A 21,010-nucleotide genomic window follows, 5' to 3' on the forward strand; every position below is an offset into this window, starting at 1 on the left:
GGGGTGGCGAGGGGGAATAGCAGAATCATGACGTGCACACCTGTGATTGTTTTTGGAAGAGGTTGGCTGCGTCGGCTCACAGTGGTCGTACAACGTTGGTAAAGCAATGGAGGGGTTAGAACGTTTTTTTTCTATGGATGTGGCGCTACTAAACCTGTCCAAGAAATAAAATCGTTAATTTCTTATTAGAAATTTGAGATATATGCCCTATCTAATTGATTTTAATGAATAAAAATATGCAATTCGTTTTCTATGGTTTTGGACAGGCTAAACGCCATATCGAAGATGAAAAATCCTTGGAGAGACAGGTCGTCGTATGACTGCTTGCGTGCACTGCGTACATGTCTGCAAGATGACGGTCGTCAGTTCACTGCAAATACCTGTCGAGGATTCTGCGCAGATGTCTTTACCCAGCCGTATTCCCACCTATGTCATGCAGCAGCGCAGCGAATTGACCGACTTCTACATTCGCGACAAAAAGGGCCGGCGCGCCGAGACCAGTCCCCATCGGCACGAGTATTTCCAGATCCAGATCAACCTCGGTGGCGACACCGTGCAGCACATCGGTAACGTCGAGCGTCCGTTTCCGCGCAATACCCTGGCATTCATCCTGCCGCACCGAGTGCACGTAATCCCGCATCCAGCGGACAGCAATTTCATGGTGATCAATTTTTCCCAGACCTTCCTCTTGCCGCATTTGCAGTGCGACCCGATGGATCTGGAAGAAGTGTCGATCCTGCTGGCGCCGGAGTTATCGCCATTCCGCTTTCAGGAGCATCTGGATTTCATTCTTGGGGATGAGGACTTCGCCAAGGTCTGTGCCTTGATCGAGCAGATGCGCACGCTGGACGAGAACCGTCAGTTTGGGACGCGCGAGATGCTCAAGGGCTTGTTGCTGCAACTGATTGGCAGCGTGTGTTTCCTTTATGCCGAGCCACTCAAGCGTCTGGCCGAGGAGAATGCGGCGGAGGTCAGCCGCCGGGATGCGCTGGGCCGCATGTTCGAATACTTGCGCAAGAACATTGCCGATCCCGATCTCAATCTGATCAAGGTGGCTGCGGCGACGTACCTGTCGCCGACCTATCTGACGCACTGGCTACGCAAGGAGATCGGCAAGACCTTCACCGAACTGGTGCTTGAACGCAGGATGCACGCGGCACGCAATTTCCTGCTCAACAGCACGCGCTCGGTGGGCGAGGTCGCACGGTTGTGCGGCTTTGCTGACGAGGCGTATTTCTCGCGACGCTTTCGGCAGATTCACGGTCAGCCGCCGGGACAGTTTCGCCGCCGGCAACTCAATCCGGATACGCCGCAATCGCCGTTGAACACATAAGGATTATTTGATCCGAACGATCACTTTGCCTTTTGCGCGACCTTGCTCAACGTAGTTCAGTGCTTCGCCGGTCGACTCGAAGGCGAAGGTGCGGTCAAGCACAGGACTTATTTCGCCGGCTTCAATCAGCGTGGTGATTTCTTGCAGTTGTGCACCGTTGGCCCGCATGAACAGGAAGCTGTAACGGACATCCTGCTTGCGCGCCTTGCACCGAATGCTCAGGCTCAACAAGCGCATGGCTTGCCGCAGCGGCCAGGTCAGGCCCTGCGCCTTGGCGAACTCGGCAGTTGGCGGGCCTGAAATGGAAATCAGCTGACCACCCGGTTTGAGTACCTTCAGCGAGTTTTCCAGCACGTCGGTGCCGAGGCTGTTCAGCACCACGTCGTAGTCGCGCAGTTCCTGCTCGAAGTGCTGCTGCTTGTAATCAATCACCACGTCTGCGCCCAACGCTTTAACCCACTCGACATTCGCGGTGCTGGTGGTGGTCGCGACAACAGCGCCGAGGTGCTTGGCCAGTTGAATGGCGATGGTTCCGACACCGCCGGAACCGGCGTGAATCAAGACCTTCTGGCCCTTTTGCAAACGGGCGATGTCGACCAGCGCTTGCCAGGCTGTCAGGGCAACCAAGGGAATGCCGGCGGCTTGCTCCATGCTGAGGTTGGCGGGTTTCAATGCCACGGCGTTTTGCTCGACGGCGATTCGCTCGGCGAATGTGCCGATTCGCTGTTCGGGCACGCGCGCATACACCGCGTCGCCGGGCTTGAAACCCTTGACCGCTACGCCAACCGCAATCACCACACCGGCACAATCGTTGCCCAGCACCAAGGGGAATGAGTACGGCAGAATCAGTTTGAATTCGCCGCTGCGAATCTTTGAGTCGAGTACGTTGACGCTGGCCGCATGGACTTCAATCAGCACGTCATGGGCGCCTGACAGCGGCTCGGGCACGTCGCCCATACGCCCGTTCTGCTTGCCGTAGCGATCGATAAAATAAGCTTTCATGTTGGGGACGGCTCTCACGGTTCTGGGGGAGGGCAGGGTTGCCTGAGCAGATTGGCTCAGCTGTCGAGAAACGCCTGCGCCTTGCTGACAAAGTCAGCGTAGTTCTGGAAAATCGCGCCGTGTCCGGCGTCCTCATAAATGATCAGTTGCGCGTGGGGAATACGGTTCGCCAGATCAATCGAGTTGACCGTGGGCACCATGATGTCGCTGTCACCGTTGACCACCAGCGTCGGGATTTGCAGGCCGCCAAGGTTCTGCGGCAGCTGTTTTCCCCATGCCTTGATGGCTTTCAACTGCCGCAGAAAAGCGCTGGGTGTCGGGCGCTTGTCGCGATCTTTGCGGCGTTCTTTCAAACGTTGCAGAAAGTCTGTCGCGGCCTGCCGTCCGTTGGCGGTTGTAGTGAAAAACAGGTGGAACTTGGGATCGCGCAGGGTCAGCAAACCCTTGAACATCAGTGGCCAGGAAACCGCACCGACCTTGGCGATACCGACTCCACCAGCAGGTCCGGTGCCGGTCAGAATCAGCCGCCGAACCAAGGCGGGATCTTTGAGCGCGATGTCCTGAGCAACGAATCCGCCGAGGGAGAAACCCAGCAGATCGACGCTGCTGAATTCCAGCGCTGCGATCAGGCTGATGACGTCGTCGGCCATCTGCGCGACGGTGAGGGGCGCGGTGCCGCCTGAGCTACCGACACCGCGATAGTCAATGGCGAGCACGCGCCGGTTCCGCGCCAGACCATCGACGATTCGCGGATCGAAGTCGTCCAGTACCGCGCCCCAATGATTGAGCAGGATCAGCGGCACAGCCTTTTTCGGGCCGAGGTCTCGATAGGCGAACGCCGTGCCGCCAACCAAAATCGATTGGTTGGCGGCTTTGACGAAAGGCATCTGCTTCATTGCACTCACGCCAGATAGCGCTGCGCGACTGCCGACTGGCGGATCTGTGCCAGCAGGCCCTGCCGCGCGGTCTGCAAGGCATCCCAGCGCTCACCTTCATGCAGCGGCGGAATGGTCACCGGTTCGCGCCGATCGAAACCGACCAGCGCCGCATCGACCAGATCGGTGACTTCCATGATCTCGCTCAAGGTGTTGATGTCGATGCCCGCGCGATCCCAGATCTCGGTACGCGTCGCGGCCGGCAGCACGGCTTGCACGTAAACGCCCAACGGCGACAGTTCCAGGCTCAGGCCTTGAGACAGGAACAGGACAAACGCCTTGGTGGCCCCGTACACCGACATGCCGAACTCCGGAGCGAGACCGACCACCGAGCCGATGTTGATAATCGCGCCGTCACCGGCCTTCGCCAGACGGGGAGCGATGGCACTGGCGAGCCGCACCAGTGCCGTGGTGTTGAGGGCGACCAGATTGGCCACTTTGTCGGTGCTCTGCTCGATGAAGTTGCCGGACTGCGCGGCGCCCGCGTTATTGACGAGGATGCCAATGCGCGCATCGTCGCGCAGGCGCGTTTCGACGGTGTGCAGATCGCTGAGTTGGGTGAGGTCGGCCTGAAGCACATCGACGGCAACGCTGTGTTCGCTACGCAGTTTCGCGGCGAGTGTTTCCAGGCGCTCCAGATCGCGTGCGACCAGCACCAGATCATGCCCGCGTTGGGCGAAACGTTCGGCGTAAACCGCGCCGATGCCGGTAGAGGCTCCGGTGATCAGAACAGTAGGGTGGGCGTTCATAGGGTCATCTCTTTTCAAAAAAATCGATTAAGGAGAGGCAGTAAATGCGCTGAAGCGCGGCTTACTGAGCAGCAGCGCTCCATTCAGCCAGGGTCGGGTAGTCGATGTAGCCTTCTGCGCCACCGCCATACAGGGTAGCGGGGTTGAATCCGGCCAACGGCGCACCGGCCGCCAGGCGCTCGACCAGATCGGGATTGCCAATGAACGGGCGACCGAAGGCGATCAGATCGGTCTGGTCTTCGGCAATCCGTGTGTTCGCCAGGTCGAGGTCGTAGCCGTTGTTGGCGATGTAGGTGTTTTTGAAACGCTGGCGCAGAGCTGCGAAATCGAACGGTGCGACATCGCGCGGCCCGCCCGTTGCGCCTTCGACCATGTGCAGATAAACGATGCCCAGCGCATCGAGTTGCTCGACGATGTAATCGAATTGCCCTTGCGGGTCGCTGCTCGAAACCCCGTTGGCCGGCGACACCGGCGAGAGGCGAATGCCGGTGCGATCTGCGCCAATCTCGGCGACGACCGCGGCCGTCACTTCCAGCAACAAGCGCGCACGATTTTCAATCGAGCCGCCGTAGGCATCGGTGCGCACGTTGGCGCCGTCCTTGATGAATTGATCGAGCAAATAGCCGTTGGCACCGTGGATTTCCACGCCATCAAACCCGGCAGCGATAGCGTTGACCGCTGCCTGACGGAAATCGTTGACGATCCCCGGAAGTTCGCTGATCTCCAGCGCGCGCGGCGCAGAAACGTCTTCAAAGCGGTTGTTGACGAACACTTTGGTCGCCGGGCGCAGCGCCGAGGGTGCTACGGGTGCGGCGCCGTTTTCTTGAAGATCAACGTGTGAAACGCGGCCGACATGCCACAGTTGCAGAAAGATCTTCGCGCCTTTTTCGTGCACGGCAGCGGTCACCTTGCGCCAGCCATCGATCTGCGCCTGCGTGTAAATCCCCGGGGTGTCCTGATAGCCCTGGCCCTGTCGGGAGATCTGTGTGGCCTCGGAGATCAGCAGGCCGGCGGACGCGCGCTGGCTGTAATAGGTGGTTGCGAATTCACTGGGCACGAAGCCTTCACCTGCCCGATTGCGGGTCAGCGGCGCGAGAACGATTCGATTCGCCAGCGTCAGGGAGCCAAGCGTGTACGGCGTGAACAGATTTTGATCGGTCATGGGGTTGGATCCGTGCCTGTGAGTGAGCAGCGATAATTCTGCAATTAGGATGATGATCGAAATCTAAACTGTCAATGGTTTTGATTATGGCTGACATCTATGTATCATCGGCGCATGAATTTCAGCGGAGGTATTGCACGTGAGAGTCACCAAAGCCCAGGCGCAGGCAAACCGCGAGCACATCGTCGAGACCGCTTCGGTGTTGTTTCGTGAGCGCGGTTTCGACGGTGTTGGCGTCGCGGACCTGATGGCGGCGGCCGGATTCACCCATGGCGGTTTCTACAAGCACTTCGGCTCGAAGGCCGACCTGATGTCCGAAGCCTCGGCCAACAGCCTTGCGCGCTCGTTGGCCGGTGCCGAAATGGTCGATGTTCAAGGCTTCATCGACGCCTATGTGTCGAAAGAACATCGCGACGGGCGGGGCAGCGGTTGCACCATGGCCGCTTTGTGCGGCGACGCAGCGCGTCAGTCTGACGATGTGAAAACCGCGTTTGCCGACGGCATCGAGCGCACGCTGCAGACGCTTGGCGACAAGTACCCGACAGGGCCCGACGCGGCATCTGGTGAGGGGCGAGTGAAAATGATCGACATGCTGGCGCGTGCGGTTGGCGCGATCATCCTGTCGCGGGCCTGCCCGGCTGATTCCGCGCTGGCCGATGAAATCCTTGCGGTATGCCACGCTGAAATGACCGCGTCGTTGCTGATGTCCGCCGACAGTGCAGAAGTGCCTGGCTGATCGGTATTGTCCTTTTTGAGTTGACGGTGAAACGCTTTTCAGCCGATTTATCCCGTCCCTTTGCGTCAGTAATCTGTACCCAACTTGAACGCAACAACAACTTCAAAAACTCAAAAGGGACGCACACCATGACTACTCCAACCTACAACCGCCTGAACAAAGATGACGCCATCGTGCTGCTGGTCGACCACCAGACCGGCCTGATTTCGCTGGTGCAGGACTTCTCGCCAAACGAATTCAAGAACAACGTGCTGGCCCTGGCTGATCTGGCGAAGTTCTTCGAACTGCCGACCATCCTCACCACCAGTTTCGAACAAGGCCCGAACGGCCCGCTGGTGCCAGAGCTCAAGGAGATGTTCCCGGACGCGCCGTACATTGCTCGCCCAGGCCAGATCAACGCGTGGGACAACGAAGATTTTGTGAAAGCGATCAAGGCTACCGGCCGTAAACAGATCATCATTGCCGGTGTAGTAACGGATGTGTGCGTAGCGTTCCCGACCTTGTCGGCGCTGGCGGAAGGGTTTGAGGTGTTTGTGGTGACCGATGCGTCCGGCACTTTCAACACCACCGTGCAACAAGCCGCGTGGAGCCGCATGACTCAGGCTGGTGCGCAGATGATGAACTGGTTCTCGGTGGCGTGTGAGCTGCACCGCGACTGGCGCAACGACATTGAAGGGCTGGGTAACTTGCTGTCGCAGCGCATCCCGAACTACCGCAACCTGATGAACAGCTACTCGGCGCTGACCGCGCAGCAGAAGTAGGCCTGCGCGCTGCAAACGAAAAGCCTGCCCTGAAAAGCAGGCTTTTTCTGTTTTCTGCCGCTGCGCCTATCAGAACGGCGTTTCTAGACGGTCGACGGCATCCCCTCCTTTTCGCCGCCACGGCTTTTGAACGCCAGTGCGAAACACAGCAGAACCCCCACCGAAAATCCTGCCGGGAACAGCCATATACTTCTCCAGTCGTGGCCATTTTGCGCGGTGAAGTGGTCAGTGATCTGACCCGCCACCCAGAATCCGATCAGCATGCCCACACCGTAAGTGGCCAAGGTGATCAGGCCCTGAGCCGAGCTGCGGAAGCGCTCGGGCGCTTTGGCATCGGTGTAGATCTGCCCACAGACGAAGAAAAAGTCATAACACACGCCATGCAGCGCAATACCGATCAGCAGCATGAACGCTTGGTCACCATTGTTGCCGTAGGCGAACAACACATAGCGCAAGGCCCAGGCCAGCATGCCGACCAGCAAGGCAATCTTGATTCCGAAACGCTGGATGAACAGGGGGAGCAGAAGCATGAACAGCACTTCGGAGACCTGACCGAGGGCCATCTTCGCGGTGGGGTTGGTGACACCGATTTCGGCCAGGAACGGATTGGCATTCTGGTAATAGAACGCCAGAGGAATGCAGATCAGGATGGATGCAAGAAAGAACACCAGATAGCTGCGATCCTTGAGCAGGCTCAACGCGTCCGCCCCCAGCATCTGTTTGATGCCAGGCGCATCGGCGGTGGATTTCAACGGTGCGGTTTTCGGCAGGCTGAAGCTGTAGAGCCCCAACACCAGCGAGGCCACGGCAGACATCAGGAACGTGTTGCGCAAACCGCCGGCGGCGATCGCCTGTTGAGCGTCCCAGGCAAAGCCGAAGCTGATCACGATGCCGGCGACGATCCAGCCAACGGTGCCCCATACGCGGATGCGGGAAAACTCCCGGGCCGGGTCTTTGATCTGTCGGAAGGCTACCGCGTTTACCAGGGCCAGCGTTGGCATGTAGACCAGCATGTACGCGAGCACATAGGGATAAAACGCACTGAAATCAGTTGCCCGATAGAGCTGAAAGAGCAGCACCGCGCCCAGCAGGTGCAACACCGCCAGAATGCGTTCGGCATTGAAAAATCGATCTGCAATAAGCCCAACGACAAACGGCGCAATGATCGCCCCCCACGACTGCGTGGAGAACGCCATTCCCACCTGGCCGCCGCTTGCTGCCAGTGTCGTGGTGAGAAAGGTGCCGAGGGTGACGAACCAGCCGCCCCAGATAAAAAACTGCAGAAACATCATGACGCTGAGTCGCGCATTCATTGCGTTCATTTCAATCACCGTATTATTTTTATGTCGGTAACAGCGTTGTCATCAGCGCTCGCCAAGGCCCAGCAGACGCCGGTTGGATAGCTCGTCAGCGCTCACACCGGCGAAATCGTCGAATGCCTTCAGGGTTCGGGTGATCATGTGTCGTTCGATGAAGGCCGCCCCTTCGGCAGCGCCTTGTGCCGCGTCTTTCAGGCAGCATTCCCACTCCAGCACGGCCCAGCCGTTGAAGTCGTATTGAGTCAGTTTGCTGAAGATCGCCTTGAAGTCGATCTGGCCATCGCCCAGTGAACGAAACCGGCCCGGGCGATCAACCCAACCCTGATAGCCGCCGTAGACGCCGGATCGCGCGCTGGCGTGAAACTCCGCGTCCTTGACGTGGAACATGCGGATGCGCGCGTGGTAGCGATCGATGAAACCCAGGTAGTCCATTTGCTGCAGCAACAGATGGCTTGGGTCATACAGAATCGCCGCGCGCGGATGATGATTCACCGCTTCGAGGAATTGCTCGAAAGAGGCGCCATCGTGCAGGTCCTCGCCGGGGTGGATCTCGTAGCAGAGGTCGACACCGGCCTCATCGAAGCACTCGAGGATCGGCAACCAGCGTTTCGCCAATTCGGCAAAGCCCTGTTCCACAAGGCCGGCAGGACGTTGCGGCCACGGGTAGACGTACGGCCAGAGCAGGGCGCCGGAAAAGGTCGCGTGGGCCGTCAGCCCCAAGCGCTGACTGGCGCGCGCCGCCAGTTTCAACTGATTGATCGCCCATTCGGTGCGTGCTTGCGGATTGCCACGCAGCGCTGCTGGGGCAAAGTCGTCGAAAAGTGCGTCGAACGCCGGATGCACCGCGACCAGTTGGCCTTGCAGGTGTGTCGACAGCTCGCTGATCACCACACCGGCCTTGGCGCATATGGCGATGAGTTCGTCACAGTAATCCTGACTGTCGGCGGCGCGTTCAAGGTCGATGAAGCGCGTGCCGAGGGTTGGCAACTGAATGGCTTTGTAGCCTTGGGAAGCGGCCCATTGCGCGATGTTGGCCAAGGTATCGAAAGGCGCTTCGTCGGTGATGAATTGGGCGAGAAAGACGCCGGGGCCGCGCATCCCGCTCGGGCGTTGTTGATTAACGTTCATTGGCGGTTGCTCCATTGGCAAGGTCAGGTATTGCAGTCCATTTGGCTTCGCCACAATGATTGGCGATGGCGGTCTCAATGAATGCCATGCCGCGCAGCCCGGTAGCTATGCCGGGAACGCCCGGTGCGTCAGGACCGCCCGCACCGTTGAAAATGGCCTGCGCGAGGTCGCCGTAGAGATTGGCCATGGCCTCGAGGTAGCCTTCCGGGTGTCCGGCGGGCAAGCGCATGCGCCGCGTGGCGTTTGCGCACAGCCAAGGTTGACCAAGGCCCGAGCGCAGCACGCGCATCGGTTCATTCAAGGGGCGATGGATCAGACTGGCGGGCTCTTCCTGACGCCATTCCAGCCCGCCCTTGTCGCCATACAGACGAATCTTCAGCGGGTTCTCTTCGCCGGCGCACACTTGGCTGGCGATCAATACGCCGCTGGCGCCGTCGGCCATTTTGAACAGCATCGAGGCGTCGTCATCCAGTTGGCGACTGCTCAAATGCGACCCGAGCATCGCGCTGATGAACTGGATGGGTTGACCGGCGACAAACTCCGCGAGGGAAAACGCGTGCGTGCCGATGTCACCGATGCAGCCACCGATGCCGGATTGTTCAGGATTGTCGCGCCAGCCCGCCTGTTTGTTGCCTTGGCCAGCCACATCGCTGCTGAGCCAGCCTTGCGGGTATTCGACGAAGACTTTGCGCAGACGCCCGATTTCACCGCTGGCGACCATCTCGCGTGCCTGCCAGACCATCGCATACCCCAGGTAGGTGTGCGCCAGGGCGTAAATTCGCTGGCTGTTGTTGACCTCACGGGCCAAGTCCTGCACTTGCGCCAGATTGAGCGCAGCAGGCTTTTCACTGAACACATGGAAACCCGCACTCAGTGCTGCACTGGCGATAGGGGCGTGCAGATGATTGGGCGTGACGATCACCAGCAGTTCCATGCGCTGATCGGCCGGCAATGCGTGTTCGGCGGCCAGCATGTTCTGCCAGGTGTCATAGCAGCGTTGCGCAGGCAGCCCAAGCGCCGCACCACTGCGTTGATTGTTGTGGGCGTCGCGGCTGAACGCACCGCAGACCAGTTCGAAGCGTCCATCGAGGCCGGCGGCTTGCCGGTGTGCCTGGGCGATGAAGGCACCTTCACCACCGCCGACGAAGCCCATTCTTATTTTTCGACCTGCAGCAATCATGGCAATTGTCTCAGTGGAGTCGTGCGGAATATCGATGATGTAACCGGTTACATCGTGGGCGAAATCTAGGCCTGAATTTACCGGGTGTCAAACCGTGTCTGACGAATGCGAACGTTTCGGCGCGTGACGCTGTGCGGTAAGCTCGACGGCCGATTTGATTGAAAGAGCGAGGCAGTCTTGTCCAATATCCGCGAAGTGGCACGGCTGGCGGGTGTCTCGGTGGCAACGGTGTCGAGAACATTGAAGTCCCCCGAGCGGGTGCTGCCCGATACCCGCGAGCGGGTCATGGCCGCCGTCCAGCAAACCGGCTATCGACCGAATTTGATGGCGGTGCAGTTTCGCTCGCGCAGAACGGGAAACCTGGTGATTCTGGTCCCGACCATTGCCAACACCTTTTTCGCCAGGGTGATCAGCGGCGCACAGAAAGCCGCGCAGGCCGCCGGGTACCGGTTGCTGTTGTGCGACACCCAGGGCCAGGCATCGCTTGAGCGCCATTTCGCTGATCTGGTGCACGCCCATCAAGCCGATGGCGTCATTCAGTTGCGCGCCTATGATCCCTTCGAAGAATCTGCCGCCGAGCCAGCACTGACCCCGATCGTCAATGCCTGCGAAGTCATCCGGCACGGACGGCATCCAACGATCAGTCTGGATAACGTTGCGGCGGCCAAAGCCATGACCGAGTACCTGATCGCGATGGGGCATCAGCGTATCGGACTGATCAAAGGACCCAAAGGCAGCCCGCTCACGCGTGATCGTCTGGCGGGGTATGAAGCGGCCCTGCGCGATGCAGGTCTAGCGCTCGATCACACGCTTATCTGTCACGGCGATTTCACGCTCGACGCGGGCTATTCGGGTGCCGGGAAACTGCTCGCGCTCGACAACCGACCGAGCGCGCTGTTTTGTGAAAATGACGAAATGGCCATCGGCGCGCTCAAGCGCATCAAAGAGCAGGGGCTGCGCGTGCCGGAGGATATTTCTCTCGCCGGATTCGACGATATTCCAATGGCCGCGTACTGCGATCCACCGCTGACGACCATTGCCCAACCCGCCGAAATGTTCGGCGAGAAAGCTGTGGAAATGCTGATTGCGCTGATCGAGAAACAGCCGTTGCCGCAACGGCATGTGGTATTGCCGTTCGCATTGACCAAGCGCGACAGCACGGCGCGGGTTGATCAAGCGGGTAGCTGAACCTCTGAATTCCAAGCCGACGTAACCAAGCGATAGCACAAGCAAAAAAAACCTGTAGCGAGGGCGCTTGCTCCCTCGCCACAGTCATGGTGGATCCTCATCGCTCTGAAAAAACAGGCGACTAGCGAACCGCGTAAACCTTGCGCACATAGCGCGTGCTCTTCCACGCGCAGAATGCGCCGCGCGGTACGAACACGCTGTCGCCGGTATCGACTGTAACGCTCGATCCGTCCGGCGCGAGTAATGCGACGCTGCCTTCGATCAGGTGCATCAACTCATTGAGTGTGTGTGCTCGGCCGTGGCGTTCGTAGGGCGTCGAATCCCACACACCGACACGCAGATCAGTTACCGGATCTTCGAAGGCATTGCGGGAACGGCATTGTGGTGTCGCGCCAATCAGAATCTGCTCTTGCGGTGCCGCCGACGGCGATAGCATCGCCAACGGATCGAGGCCGGTGAGGCCGGGTGTCGGGGTGTCAGTGGTCATTGCACAGAAAGCCCATTGCGTTCCGACCTGAGCCTCTATTCGCAGCGAGGTGCCACGGCCGATCACAGCGCTGCCGCCGACAGCCAATTCCAATGTCTGTTCGCCGGCTTTCAGCCGCACGTGCCCGGCATGCACGACAACAGTTTCGGTGTGCGGAAAATCCTCGATGTCCATCGACTCGCCAACCTCAACGATGCCTGCACTGATGCCGTCAGCACCGTGCCAGGCGACGCGTCGGCCGGCGGCAAAAGGATCTCTGGCGCTCAGTGCCATCTGTTCGAAAGACGTAGCGATGCGGCCACCGTCGGCGCGAGCCAACAGCAGAACAGTAGGTTGCGACATACGAAGAACACTCCATTAGAAAACGTTGAGGCACTGCAACAGCGCAATCAACCGATGGCTTGGGTAACCAGAGCAAACTGGCGCATCCCATTGGCGGCCGCAGGAGGCGTGCCTCGGGCCATTTGCGCGACGGTGTCGATCTGCTTGAGTCCGGCGGTTTCCAGCCATTCGGCGAGGCCACAATCGGCCGGAATGTCGATGCGCACAAAGGCGTCCGGCACTTGGATCAACAATGTGCCGATCAAGTACTCTGCTTGTTCGAGGTTTTCAGCAACCACCGGGCCTATGCAGCGGCCGCGTCCGAACGGGCGCATCAGCGCGAAGGCGCGCAGCTGGCCGTCGCGTTGAATGCCGACGGACTGTTCCACCACCGGCGCCAGGTCGTCCAGCACCGCGCGCCGATCCAGACCGCTGGCAACGTTCGCCAGGGTCAACAGTTGTTGCTGATCCGCAGCCGTCAGCGCGCGACATGCTTCGCCCTCGGCCAATGCGGTCAGCGCCGGTGCGTGCGCCTGGCCCTGATGTTGCTGGATCCTGCCAAACTCGACAAAACCCTGACTGGCATACAGTGGCGCACCGGCGAGGGTCGCATTCAACATGGGCGTTCGCGCCTGGCAGGCATCGAGGGCTTGCTCCATCAACTGGCGTCCGATGCCTTTGCCTTGGTAGTCGTCGCTAACGATGACCAACCCGATGGTGGCGAAATCACCTTGCGGGCAGGCGAATGCCGTACCGATCAAGCGTTCGCCATCAAGCACCACGAAACCGGCACTGACCCGTTGCAGCATCGCCCAGTCGTCCAGTCGATGCGGCCATTTCAGCTGCACGGACAAGGCATGGGCGGCGGGGAGATCGGCGGCGGTCATCGGGCGATAAACATAAGCGGACGGGTGTGAGGCGGACATGGCGAGTCTCCGTTGAACAATGTGCGCGAGCGCCCGGTTTTGCGGCGCGATGGTGCCTGTATCCCATCTGGGTGAAGCGCTGACAAGGGGCGAACGCGCATTCGGCAGATTCGGCGAGACGATGCCCGCAAGACCACACTTACTACTTATTTGCACGGCAAGGTCGGCAGCAAATGCTTGGGCTTTTTTTCTACGATGGAGGCCTGAGTAATGACTCGCCGGTCCCTCTTCTGGAGTGCTCCATGAATAGCTTCGATCCCCGCCTTATCGCTGTTCGCAGCGCCCACTTCATTGACGGTCAATACCGCGATGCGCATTCAGGGCTGGAAGTGGTTCGCCCCTCTGACGGCCAGGTCTATGCCGAACTGCCGGTGGCGGATGCCGACCTGGTGGACGAAGCCGTCAATAATGCCTGGCAGGCCTTCAATCGCAGCGACTGGGCCAGCCGTCCACCGCGCGAGCGGGCGCGGGTGATGCGGCGCTGGGCCGATCTGATTGAGGCGGACGCGGAGATTCTTGCGCCTCTGGAAGCCGTCGGCTCAACCCGCCCGCACAAAGATGTGATCGCCTGGGACATTCCCTATGTGGCCGAAGGCATTCGTTTTTTTGCCGAGCTGGCGGACAAGCATGGCGGTCAGGTTGCCGCCACCCAGACCGATCGCCTGGGCATGCAGATTGCTGAACCCTACGGAGTGATCGCCGCCATCGCACCATGGAATTTTCCGCTGAGCATGGCGTCCTGGAAGGTCGCGCCAGCCTTGGCCGCGGGCAATGCCGTAGTGCTCAAACCTTCAGAGCTGACGCCGTTCTCCAGTCTGCGCTTTGCTGAACTGGCGTTGCTCGCGGGGCTGCCGGCGGGCATCTTCAACGTCGTGCAGGGGGATGGCCGTGTGACGGGCGACGCACTGTGCCGGCATCCGCGTGTGGGTAAAGTGACGTTCACCGGATCCACGGCAACCGGTTCGAGCATCATGTCGACGTGCGCACTGGTCGGGCCCAAACCGGTCACACTGGAGCTCGGTGGCAAAAGTCCACAATTGGTCTTCGCCGATATCCCCGACATTGCCAAAACCGCGCGCACGGTGGCCTTGGCAATTACCGGTAACGCTGGCCAGGTGTGCGTCTCCGGCTCACGGCTGTTGATTGAACGCTCGATCATGGAACCCTTCCTGGCGCACTTGCAGGCTTACTTCGAGACCCTGCGTCCCGGCCCTACCTGGTCGTCGCAGAGCACGCTCTCACCGATCATTTCGCGCCTGCAGGCCAGTCGCATCGATGGCATCGTTCAACGTTCGCGCCAGGCCGGGGCCGAGGTGTTGACCGGCGGCGGACTGTTTGAAGAAATGGGCGGTGCTTACTATCAACCGACGCTGCTGACCGGGGTCGACAATCAGAATCCGGCGGTCTGCGAAGAGATCTTCGGGCCAGTGCTGACGGTGCAAGCGTTCGATGACGAGGAGCAAGCACTCAGTCTGGCTGCGCACGCCACTTACGGTCTGGCTGCGGGCGTACACACCGCTGATATCAATCGCGCCTTGCGCCTGGTGCGCAAACTCGAGGCGGGGACGGTGTGGGTCAACCGTTACGGGCGCAGTAACGACTACATCCTGCCCACCGGTGGCTATAAACGTTCCGGTATCGGCAAGGACCTGGGGCGCGAGGCGTTCGAGGCCAATCTGCGCTTCAAGAGTGTGCTGATCGATATTGTTCAGTAATGCCGATCAAACGGTGGGCGCGAGTTTGCTCGCGAAGCGGGCGTCTCAGGCGACATTGATATTGCCTGACACAGCGCTTTGCGAGCAGGTCCGCTCTCGCAGAGATCGGGTCATGCCAGTGGCATCAGTAACGCTTGAATCAACCGCCAAACGGGCGCTTCCTTAGGGACGCGCCCGTTTTCGTTTTGCTCGGCGCAGTTTCTGCGGTGTATGCCGGAAAATCAGCGCGCAAACAGCCGAAAGAGGTCCATAAGGGCGCACAAATACAGGGTTTGCCCAAGGCTGGAGCGAGCCGCAAAGTCTGCTGAGGCAGGTGGCCAAAACGGTGGTTTGTATCGAGCAGAGGTCGCTTTTAACGCCATCTGCTGAATTCACAGTGTTGTAATGACGGTGTGCTGCAGCGTTGCATCACCGCTTGCCAATCAAGCGAATGCTGGCCGCGCCATGACCTCAACGAACTTCAGGATCGCACCCAATGAGCTTTCTTCGTCCCAAATTCATTACGTTCGACTGCTACGGTACGCTGACCAATTTCCACATGGGCACCATGACGCGCGAACTCTTCGCCGATCGCGTGCCAGCGGAGCAGATGGACCAGTTCGTCAAGGATTTCTCGGCTTATCGCCTGGATCAGGTCATGGGCGACTGGATGCCTTACGACGAGATTCTCAAGACAGCACTGGCGCGTACCTGCAAGCGTTGGGGCGTCGAGTACCGCGACGAAGGTCAGCTGTACTACGACGCCGTGCCAACCTGGGGCCCACACGCGGATGTGCCGGCCGGCCTGTCGAAAATTGCCGACAAGATCCCGCTGGTGATTTTTTCCAACGCCAGCGACAGTCAGATCATGTCCAACGTCGACAAACTCGGCGCGCCGTTTCACAAGGTCTTCACCGCTGAACAGGCACAAGCCTACAAGCCACGCCTGGCGGCGTTCGAGTTCATGCTCGACAACCTTGGCTGCGGTCCGGAAGACATCTTGCATGTGTCCTCCAGCTTCCGTTACGACTTGATGCCGGCACACGATATGAAGATCAAGAACAAGGCCTTCGTCGCCCGTGGTCACGAAGTCCCGGGCAATGCGTTTTACGGCTATCAGCAGATCACTGACATCGGCGGGCTGCCGGCGCTGGTCGGTCTCTGAGTTGCATCGGCATCGGCATTTTTTCTGGCATAGGCGAATCAGACATGGGCAGTGAATCCTACTGGCTCGACACCGCGCCGGCCTTCACCGGTGGGCAACTCGGCGCATTGCCCGCGCAGGTCGATGTGGCCGTCGTGGGGGGTGGTTTCACCGGGTTGGCGGCGGCCCGCGCCTTGGCGCTAAAGGGTGCCAGTGTGGTGGTGCTCGAAGCCGGGCGAGTGATCGGCGAAGCCTCGGGGCGTAACGGTGGGCAATGCAACACCGGAGTGGCTCAGGATTACGCCGGCCTCAGTGCCAGCCTCGGTGCGGACAAGGCGCGCGCCTATTACCAGGCGTATGAGCGAGCAGTGCAAAGTGTTGTTTCGCTGGTAGAGCAGGAGCAGATCGCCTGCGACCTGATCCGCAACGGCAAGCTGAAACTGGCCGCCAAACCCATGCACTACGAAGGCCTGGCACGCACTTGTGAGCTGATTCGTCGTGAGGTCGATGCCGATGTCGAGTTGTTGTCCGCCGAGCAGACCCGCGCTGAAGTGAATTCGGCACAGTTTCACGGCGCTCTGCTGCAACGCAACGGCGTGCAAATGCACGTCGGCCGCTTCGGCGTCGGTCTGGCCGAAGCGGCGGCGCGGCACGGTGCGCTGATCCATCAAGGCACTTCGGTGCTGGACTGGAAGGCCAAGGCCGGCGGCTATCAGGTCAATACCAGCAAGGGTTCGCTGCACGCCGGGCAGGTGCTGCTCGCCACTGGCGCTTGTCAACACGGCGGCTTGAGCTGGTATCGGCGGCGCATCGTTCCGGTCGGCAGTTTCGTCATCGCTACCGAGGTATTGCCAGACGCGTTGATCGACCAATTGCTGCCGTGTCGTCGTGCCTATGTCACCAGCCGCATGATCGGTAACTACTTTCGCCTGACCCCGGACAACCGTCTGCTGTTTGGCGGCCGCGCGCGGTTCGCCATGTCCGACAGCGTCAACGACGCCAAGAGCGGCAAGGTTCTGCAAGCCGCCATGGTGCAGATGTTCCCGCAATTGGCCAAGGTCAAGATCGACTACTGCTGGGGCGGACTGGTCGACATGACCTCCGATCGGCTACCTCGGGCCGGTCAGCATGGCGGGGTTTTTCACTCCATGGGTTACAGCGGCCACGGTGTACAGATGTCGGTACACATGGGCCAGGTCATGGCCGAGGTGATGGCGGGTAACGCCGAGGCCAATCCGTGGCGCGAACTTGAATGGCCAGCCATTCCCGGGCATTTCGGCAAGCCATGGTTTTTGCCGTTCGTGGGCGCGTATTACCGCTTTCAGGATTATCTGCATTGAGTTGCTGTTGTGGCGTCACCGTCGTTTGCGTTTCAGGACGTTCCGGTCAACCGGAACACTCGAGCCTTCTCATCTTCGACAGGTAGCACTGATATGACTGACAACAAGAACGACTCACCCCTGATCTCCGGCGAAGAAAGCCTGCGGGTTTTCGAGGGCCTCAATCGTGGCATGTCACGCCGTCATGCCCTGCAAATGCTCGGTGTCGCGGGGGTTGCCGCGGCGGGCGCCGGCAGCCTGTTTGGCGCCGCCGGCAAGCTGTTCGCCGATGAGGCGGCAACACCGGGCACAGGCAAGCCGGGCGGGCGCATTCGTGTCGCCGGGATGTCCAGTTCCACGGCGGACACCCTCGACCCGGCCAAAGGCGCGTTGTCCACCGACTATGTGCGCCACTACATGTTCTACAACGGCCTGACCCGATTCGACTCGCATCTGGTGCCGCAACTGGAACTGGCCGAGCGCATCGACAACACCGACGCCACCGTGTGGACCATCACCCTGCGCAAAGACGTGACCTTCCACAACGGCAAGACCCTGAGCGCCGCCGACGTGGTGTTTTCGTTGTCGCGACACAAGGACCCGCTCACCGGTTCGAAAGTCATGCCGCTGATGGAGCAGTTCGTCGAGATCAAGGCTACCGGCACTAACGAAGTACAGATCCGCCTGAGCGCACCCAACGCGGAGCTGCCGTCGATTCTCGCGGTGTCGCACTTGCTGATCGTTCCCGAAGGCACCACCGACTTCAATCAGGGCATCGGCACCGGGCCGTTCAAGGTCAAGGAATTCAAACCGGGCGTGCGTTCGGTGGCTGCGCGCAACACCGGTTACTGGAAACCAGGCCTGCCGTACCTCGACGAAATCGAGTTCATCGCCATTGGTGACGAACCGTCGCGGGTCAACGCGCTGCTTTCCGGCGACGTACACATGATCAATGAGGTCAATCCGCGTTCTACTACCCGGATCAAGGCCAGTGCCAAGCATCGGGTCGTTGATGCGCCGTCGGGCAACTACACTGATTTGATCATTCGTCAGGATCAGATGCCCGGCAAAAGCGCCGAATTCACCCAGGCGATGAAGTATCTGCTCGACCGCGAGCAGGTCAAATCGGCGGTGTTCCGTGGCTTTGCCGTGGTCGGCAACGACCATCCGATTGCGCCGGGTTCGCGCTATTACAACGCCGACCTGCCACAAACCGTCTATGACCCGGAAAAAGCGCGGTTCCTGCTGAAGAAAGCCGGGATGGAAAACATCAGCATGCCGCTGGTCGCATCGCCGGCCGCCACCGGTTCAGTGGATATCGCGGTGCTGTTGCAGCAATCGGCGAAACAGGCCGGGCTGAAACTCGACGTCAACCGTCTGCCGAGCGACGGCTATTGGTCCAACCACTGGATGAAGCACCCGCTGAGCTTCGGCAACATCAACCCGCGGCCGAACGCCGACGTGATGTTCTCGCAGTTCTTCCAGTCGAAAGCGCCGTGGAACGAGTCCGGTTGGCAGAACGATCAGTTCGACCAATTGCTGATGCTCGCCCGCGCCGAAACCGACGACGCCAAGCGCAGCAAGATGTATGCCGATATGCAAACGCTGGTGCACGACCACAGCGGCATCGGCGTGCCGGTGTTCATCAGCAACATCGATGGCGTTGACCAGCGCATCAAAGGCTACAGCAGCAATCCGCTGGGCGGCTTCATGGGTTACATGTTCGCCGAGCAGGTCTGGCTGGACGCTTGATAAGCCGTCGGTTTGAGCGGCAGTAACAGTGCAGGAGGACAGGCGATGAACAGCAACACCTTGTGGTTGATCGGCAGGCGCATGGGCGCCGCGATCGTGACGTTGTTGATTGTGTCCATGGTCGTGTTCGCGATCACGGCGGTATTGCCGGGCGACGCCGCGCAACAATCGCTCGGGCAGTTCGCCACGCCGGAGCAGGTCGCGGCGTTGCGCCTGAAACTGGGACTCGATCAGCCCGGCGTGTTGCGCTACTTGCACTGGCTGATGAACTTGCTCAGCGGCGACATGGGCCTGTCGGTTTCCAACGCCATGCCGGTGGGTGAGTTGATGGCCGGGCGCGTCCCTAACACCTTGATGCTGGCCGGCGCTACCGCATTAATTTCGGTACCGGTGGCGCTGATTCTGGGCATCGGTTCGGCGATGGGAAGGGGCGGGCGGCTCGACAGCCTGCTGAGCTTTTTCACCCTGGCCATGGTCGCCGTTCCGGAGTTTCTGGTGGCGACCCTGGCGGTGCTGATCTTCGCGGTAAATCTGGGTTGGTTATCGGCGCTGTCCTATGCCAGCGACATCACTTCACCGTGGCAATTCATGCGCACTTACGCGTTGCCGGTGATGACCCTGTGTTGCGTGATCGTCGCGCAAATGGCCCGCATGACCCGCGCAGCGGTGATCGATCAACTCGACAGTCCTTACGTGGAAATGGCTCGGCTCAAAGGGGTCAGCCCGATCCGTATCGTACTGCGGCACGCCTTGCCCAACGCGATCGGGCCGATTGCCAACGCCATCGCCCTGAGCCTTTCCTACCTGCTGGGCGGGGTGGTCATCGTCGAGACCATCTTCAACTATCCCGGTATCGCCAGCCTGATGGTCGATGCCGTGACCAACCGTGACATGGCACTGGTTCAGGCCTGCACCATGTTGTTCTGTACCGCGTACCTGGGGCTGGTGCTGCTCGCCGACCTGTGCGCCATTCTGTCCAACCCGAGGCTGAGAAACCAATGAACAATCTCATTGTGAAATCGACGCCTTCAGCGCCCGACCTGTCGGTGGGCAAGGTGTCCCATGGCCCGGCCTGGCTGGGTCTGATCGGTGCTGCGATGTGCCTTCTGTGGTTGCTGGTGGCAATGTTCGGCCCGTGGTTGGCACCCCATCCGGTGGGCGAAGTGGTGTCGGACAATGTCTTTGACAGCATCAGTGCCCTGTACCCGTTCGGCACGGATTATCTGGGCCGTGACATGCTCAGCCGCGTGCTCGTCGGCGCCCGCTTCACGGTGGGCCTGGCGTTGATTGCTGCGATATTGGCGAGTGGCCTGGGCACCAGTTGCGCGCTGCTGTCGGTGGTGTCGCCAAAATGGCTGGACGAAGTGATCAGTCGCCTGATGGACGCGTTCATCTCGATCCCGAGCAAGATGCTCGCGCTGATCATGGTCTCGGCGTTTGGTTCGTCGGTGATGTTGCTGGTATGCACCGCCGTGCTGAGCTTCGCTCCTGGGGCCTTTCGCATTGCCCGCAGCATGGCAGTGAACATCGAGGCTTTGGAGTACGTACAAGTAGCGCGTACCCGTGGCGAGCGGCGCCTGTACATTGCCTGTGTGGAAATCCTGCCGAACATGCTCAACCCGGTGCTGACCGATCTGGGCCTGCGCTTCGGCTTTATTGTGTTGCTGCTCAGTGGCATGAGCTTTCTGGGCCTGGGCGTGCAGCCGCCCGACGCCGACCTTGGCTCGCTGGTGCGCGAAAATATCGGCGGACTCAATCAGGGCGCGCCGGCCATCGTCATTCCGGCACTGGCGATCGGCACCCTGACCATTGGCGTGAATCTGTTTATCGACAGGCTGTCGTCTCGCCGCAGTCGCCGTTCGGGAGGTCATTGA

General features: G+C 60.0%; 19 protein-coding genes. 10 read left to right on the plus strand and 9 right to left on the minus strand.

From position 1 onward, the window contains the following. The first annotated feature begins 400 nt into the window (after window positions 1–400). A complete protein-coding gene (locus GTU76_RS17040) occupies window positions 401–1,333 on the plus strand; it encodes a helix-turn-helix transcriptional regulator (protein ID WP_016987755.1) in 933 nt (310 codons plus the stop codon). 3 nt (window positions 1,334–1,336) lie between these two features. Here the strand turns inward: GTU76_RS17040 and GTU76_RS17045 are convergent, their stop codons facing one another. From GTU76_RS17045 to GTU76_RS17060, 4 genes are all read right to left on the minus strand, one after another. Beyond that, window positions 1,337–2,335 (minus strand): NADP-dependent oxidoreductase, encoded by a 999-nt coding sequence (locus tag GTU76_RS17045; RefSeq protein ID WP_180699143.1) that lies wholly within the window; start codon window positions 2,333–2,335, stop codon window positions 1,337–1,339. A gap of 56 nt (window positions 2,336–2,391) precedes the next feature. Beyond that, a complete protein-coding gene (locus tag GTU76_RS17050; protein WP_180699144.1) occupies window positions 2,392–3,231 on the minus strand; it encodes an alpha/beta fold hydrolase in 840 nt (279 codons plus the stop codon). A 5-nt stretch (window positions 3,232–3,236) separates the two neighbouring features. Then, window positions 3,237–4,019 (minus strand): SDR family NAD(P)-dependent oxidoreductase, encoded by a 783-nt coding sequence (locus GTU76_RS17055; RefSeq protein WP_016987758.1) that lies wholly within the window; start codon window positions 4,017–4,019, stop codon window positions 3,237–3,239. Window positions 4,020–4,080: 61 nt separating this feature from the next. Then, window positions 4,081–5,181: an alkene reductase gene (locus GTU76_RS17060; RefSeq protein WP_175554045.1), complete on the minus strand. Its 1,101-nt coding sequence runs from the start codon at window positions 5,179–5,181 to the stop codon at window positions 4,081–4,083. A 139-nt stretch (window positions 5,182–5,320) separates the two neighbouring features. Here GTU76_RS17060 and GTU76_RS17065 point away from each other — a divergent pair, with 139 nt between their 5' ends. Together GTU76_RS17065 and ycaC are read left to right on the plus strand one after the other, a co-directional pair. After that, window positions 5,321–5,917, plus strand: coding sequence for a TetR family transcriptional regulator (locus tag GTU76_RS17065; RefSeq protein ID WP_180699145.1), 597 nt, complete (start codon window positions 5,321–5,323; stop codon window positions 5,915–5,917). Window positions 5,918–6,045: 128 nt separating this feature from the next. Continuing rightward, entirely contained in the window at window positions 6,046–6,678 is a 633-nt protein-coding gene (gene ycaC, locus GTU76_RS17070; RefSeq protein WP_007915995.1) for an isochorismate family cysteine hydrolase YcaC, read from the plus strand. Between the two features lie 83 nt (window positions 6,679–6,761). Here the strand turns inward: ycaC and GTU76_RS17075 are convergent, their stop codons facing one another. The 3 genes from GTU76_RS17075 to GTU76_RS17085 are packed head-to-tail and all read right to left on the minus strand — an operon-like array spanning window position 6,762 to window position 10,305. Further along, window positions 6,762–8,000: a nucleoside permease gene (locus GTU76_RS17075; RefSeq protein ID WP_180699146.1), complete on the minus strand. Its 1,239-nt coding sequence runs from the start codon at window positions 7,998–8,000 to the stop codon at window positions 6,762–6,764. Between the two features lie 42 nt (window positions 8,001–8,042). Beyond that, window positions 8,043–9,125, minus strand: a complete 1,083-nt coding sequence (locus tag GTU76_RS17080) for a sugar phosphate isomerase/epimerase family protein (protein ID WP_180699147.1) — start codon at window positions 9,123–9,125, stop codon at window positions 8,043–8,045. Then, window positions 9,115–10,305 carry a Gfo/Idh/MocA family protein gene (locus GTU76_RS17085; RefSeq protein ID WP_180699148.1) on the minus strand — a complete coding sequence of 397 codons (1,191 nt, stop codon included), beginning with the start codon at window positions 10,303–10,305 and terminating at the stop codon, window positions 9,115–9,117. Before GTU76_RS17085 ends, GTU76_RS17080 begins: the two co-directional genes overlap by 11 nt. A gap of 177 nt (window positions 10,306–10,482) precedes the next feature. Between GTU76_RS17085 and GTU76_RS17090 the strand changes: the two genes are divergently transcribed. After that, entirely contained in the window at window positions 10,483–11,493 is a 1,011-nt protein-coding gene (locus GTU76_RS17090) for a LacI family DNA-binding transcriptional regulator (protein WP_180699149.1), read from the plus strand. Between the two features lie 121 nt (window positions 11,494–11,614). On the opposite strand, the gene GTU76_RS17095 is transcribed toward GTU76_RS17090, so the two are convergent. Both GTU76_RS17095 and GTU76_RS17100 read right to left on the minus strand, forming a co-directional pair. After that, entirely contained in the window at window positions 11,615–12,322 is a 708-nt protein-coding gene (locus GTU76_RS17095; RefSeq protein WP_180699150.1) for a cupin domain-containing protein, read from the minus strand. Between the two features lie 47 nt (window positions 12,323–12,369). Next, window positions 12,370–13,227, minus strand: a complete 858-nt coding sequence (locus GTU76_RS17100; protein ID WP_180699151.1) for a GNAT family N-acetyltransferase — start codon at window positions 13,225–13,227, stop codon at window positions 12,370–12,372. A gap of 242 nt (window positions 13,228–13,469) precedes the next feature. Here GTU76_RS17100 and GTU76_RS17105 point away from each other — a divergent pair, with 242 nt between their 5' ends. The 6 genes from GTU76_RS17105 to GTU76_RS17130 all read left to right on the plus strand — a co-directional run bounded on the left by GTU76_RS17105 (window position 13,470) and on the right by GTU76_RS17130 (window position 21,010). Next, window positions 13,470–14,942: an aldehyde dehydrogenase family protein gene (locus GTU76_RS17105; RefSeq protein ID WP_077572459.1), complete on the plus strand. Its 1,473-nt coding sequence runs from the start codon at window positions 13,470–13,472 to the stop codon at window positions 14,940–14,942. A gap of 475 nt (window positions 14,943–15,417) precedes the next feature. Then, window positions 15,418–16,086: a haloacid dehalogenase type II gene (locus tag GTU76_RS17110; protein ID WP_016987768.1), complete on the plus strand. Its 669-nt coding sequence runs from the start codon at window positions 15,418–15,420 to the stop codon at window positions 16,084–16,086. Window positions 16,087–16,130: 44 nt separating this feature from the next. Continuing rightward, window positions 16,131–17,405 carry an NAD(P)/FAD-dependent oxidoreductase gene (locus GTU76_RS17115; protein WP_180699152.1) on the plus strand — a complete coding sequence of 425 codons (1,275 nt, stop codon included), beginning with the start codon at window positions 16,131–16,133 and terminating at the stop codon, window positions 17,403–17,405. A gap of 93 nt (window positions 17,406–17,498) precedes the next feature. Further along, window positions 17,499–19,136 (plus strand): ABC transporter substrate-binding protein, encoded by a 1,638-nt coding sequence (locus GTU76_RS17120; RefSeq protein ID WP_180699153.1) that lies wholly within the window; start codon window positions 17,499–17,501, stop codon window positions 19,134–19,136. Window positions 19,137–19,181: 45 nt separating this feature from the next. Further along, window positions 19,182–20,138 (plus strand): ABC transporter permease, encoded by a 957-nt coding sequence (locus GTU76_RS17125; protein ID WP_180699154.1) that lies wholly within the window; start codon window positions 19,182–19,184, stop codon window positions 20,136–20,138. After that, window positions 20,135–21,010 carry an ABC transporter permease gene (locus GTU76_RS17130; RefSeq protein WP_016987772.1) on the plus strand — a complete coding sequence of 292 codons (876 nt, stop codon included), beginning with the start codon at window positions 20,135–20,137 and terminating at the stop codon, window positions 21,008–21,010. Before GTU76_RS17125 ends, GTU76_RS17130 begins: the two co-directional genes overlap by 4 nt.

Source organism: Pseudomonas crudilactis (assembly GCF_013433315.1).
Classification (GTDB): domain Bacteria; phylum Pseudomonadota; class Gammaproteobacteria; order Pseudomonadales; family Pseudomonadaceae; genus Aquipseudomonas; species Aquipseudomonas crudilactis.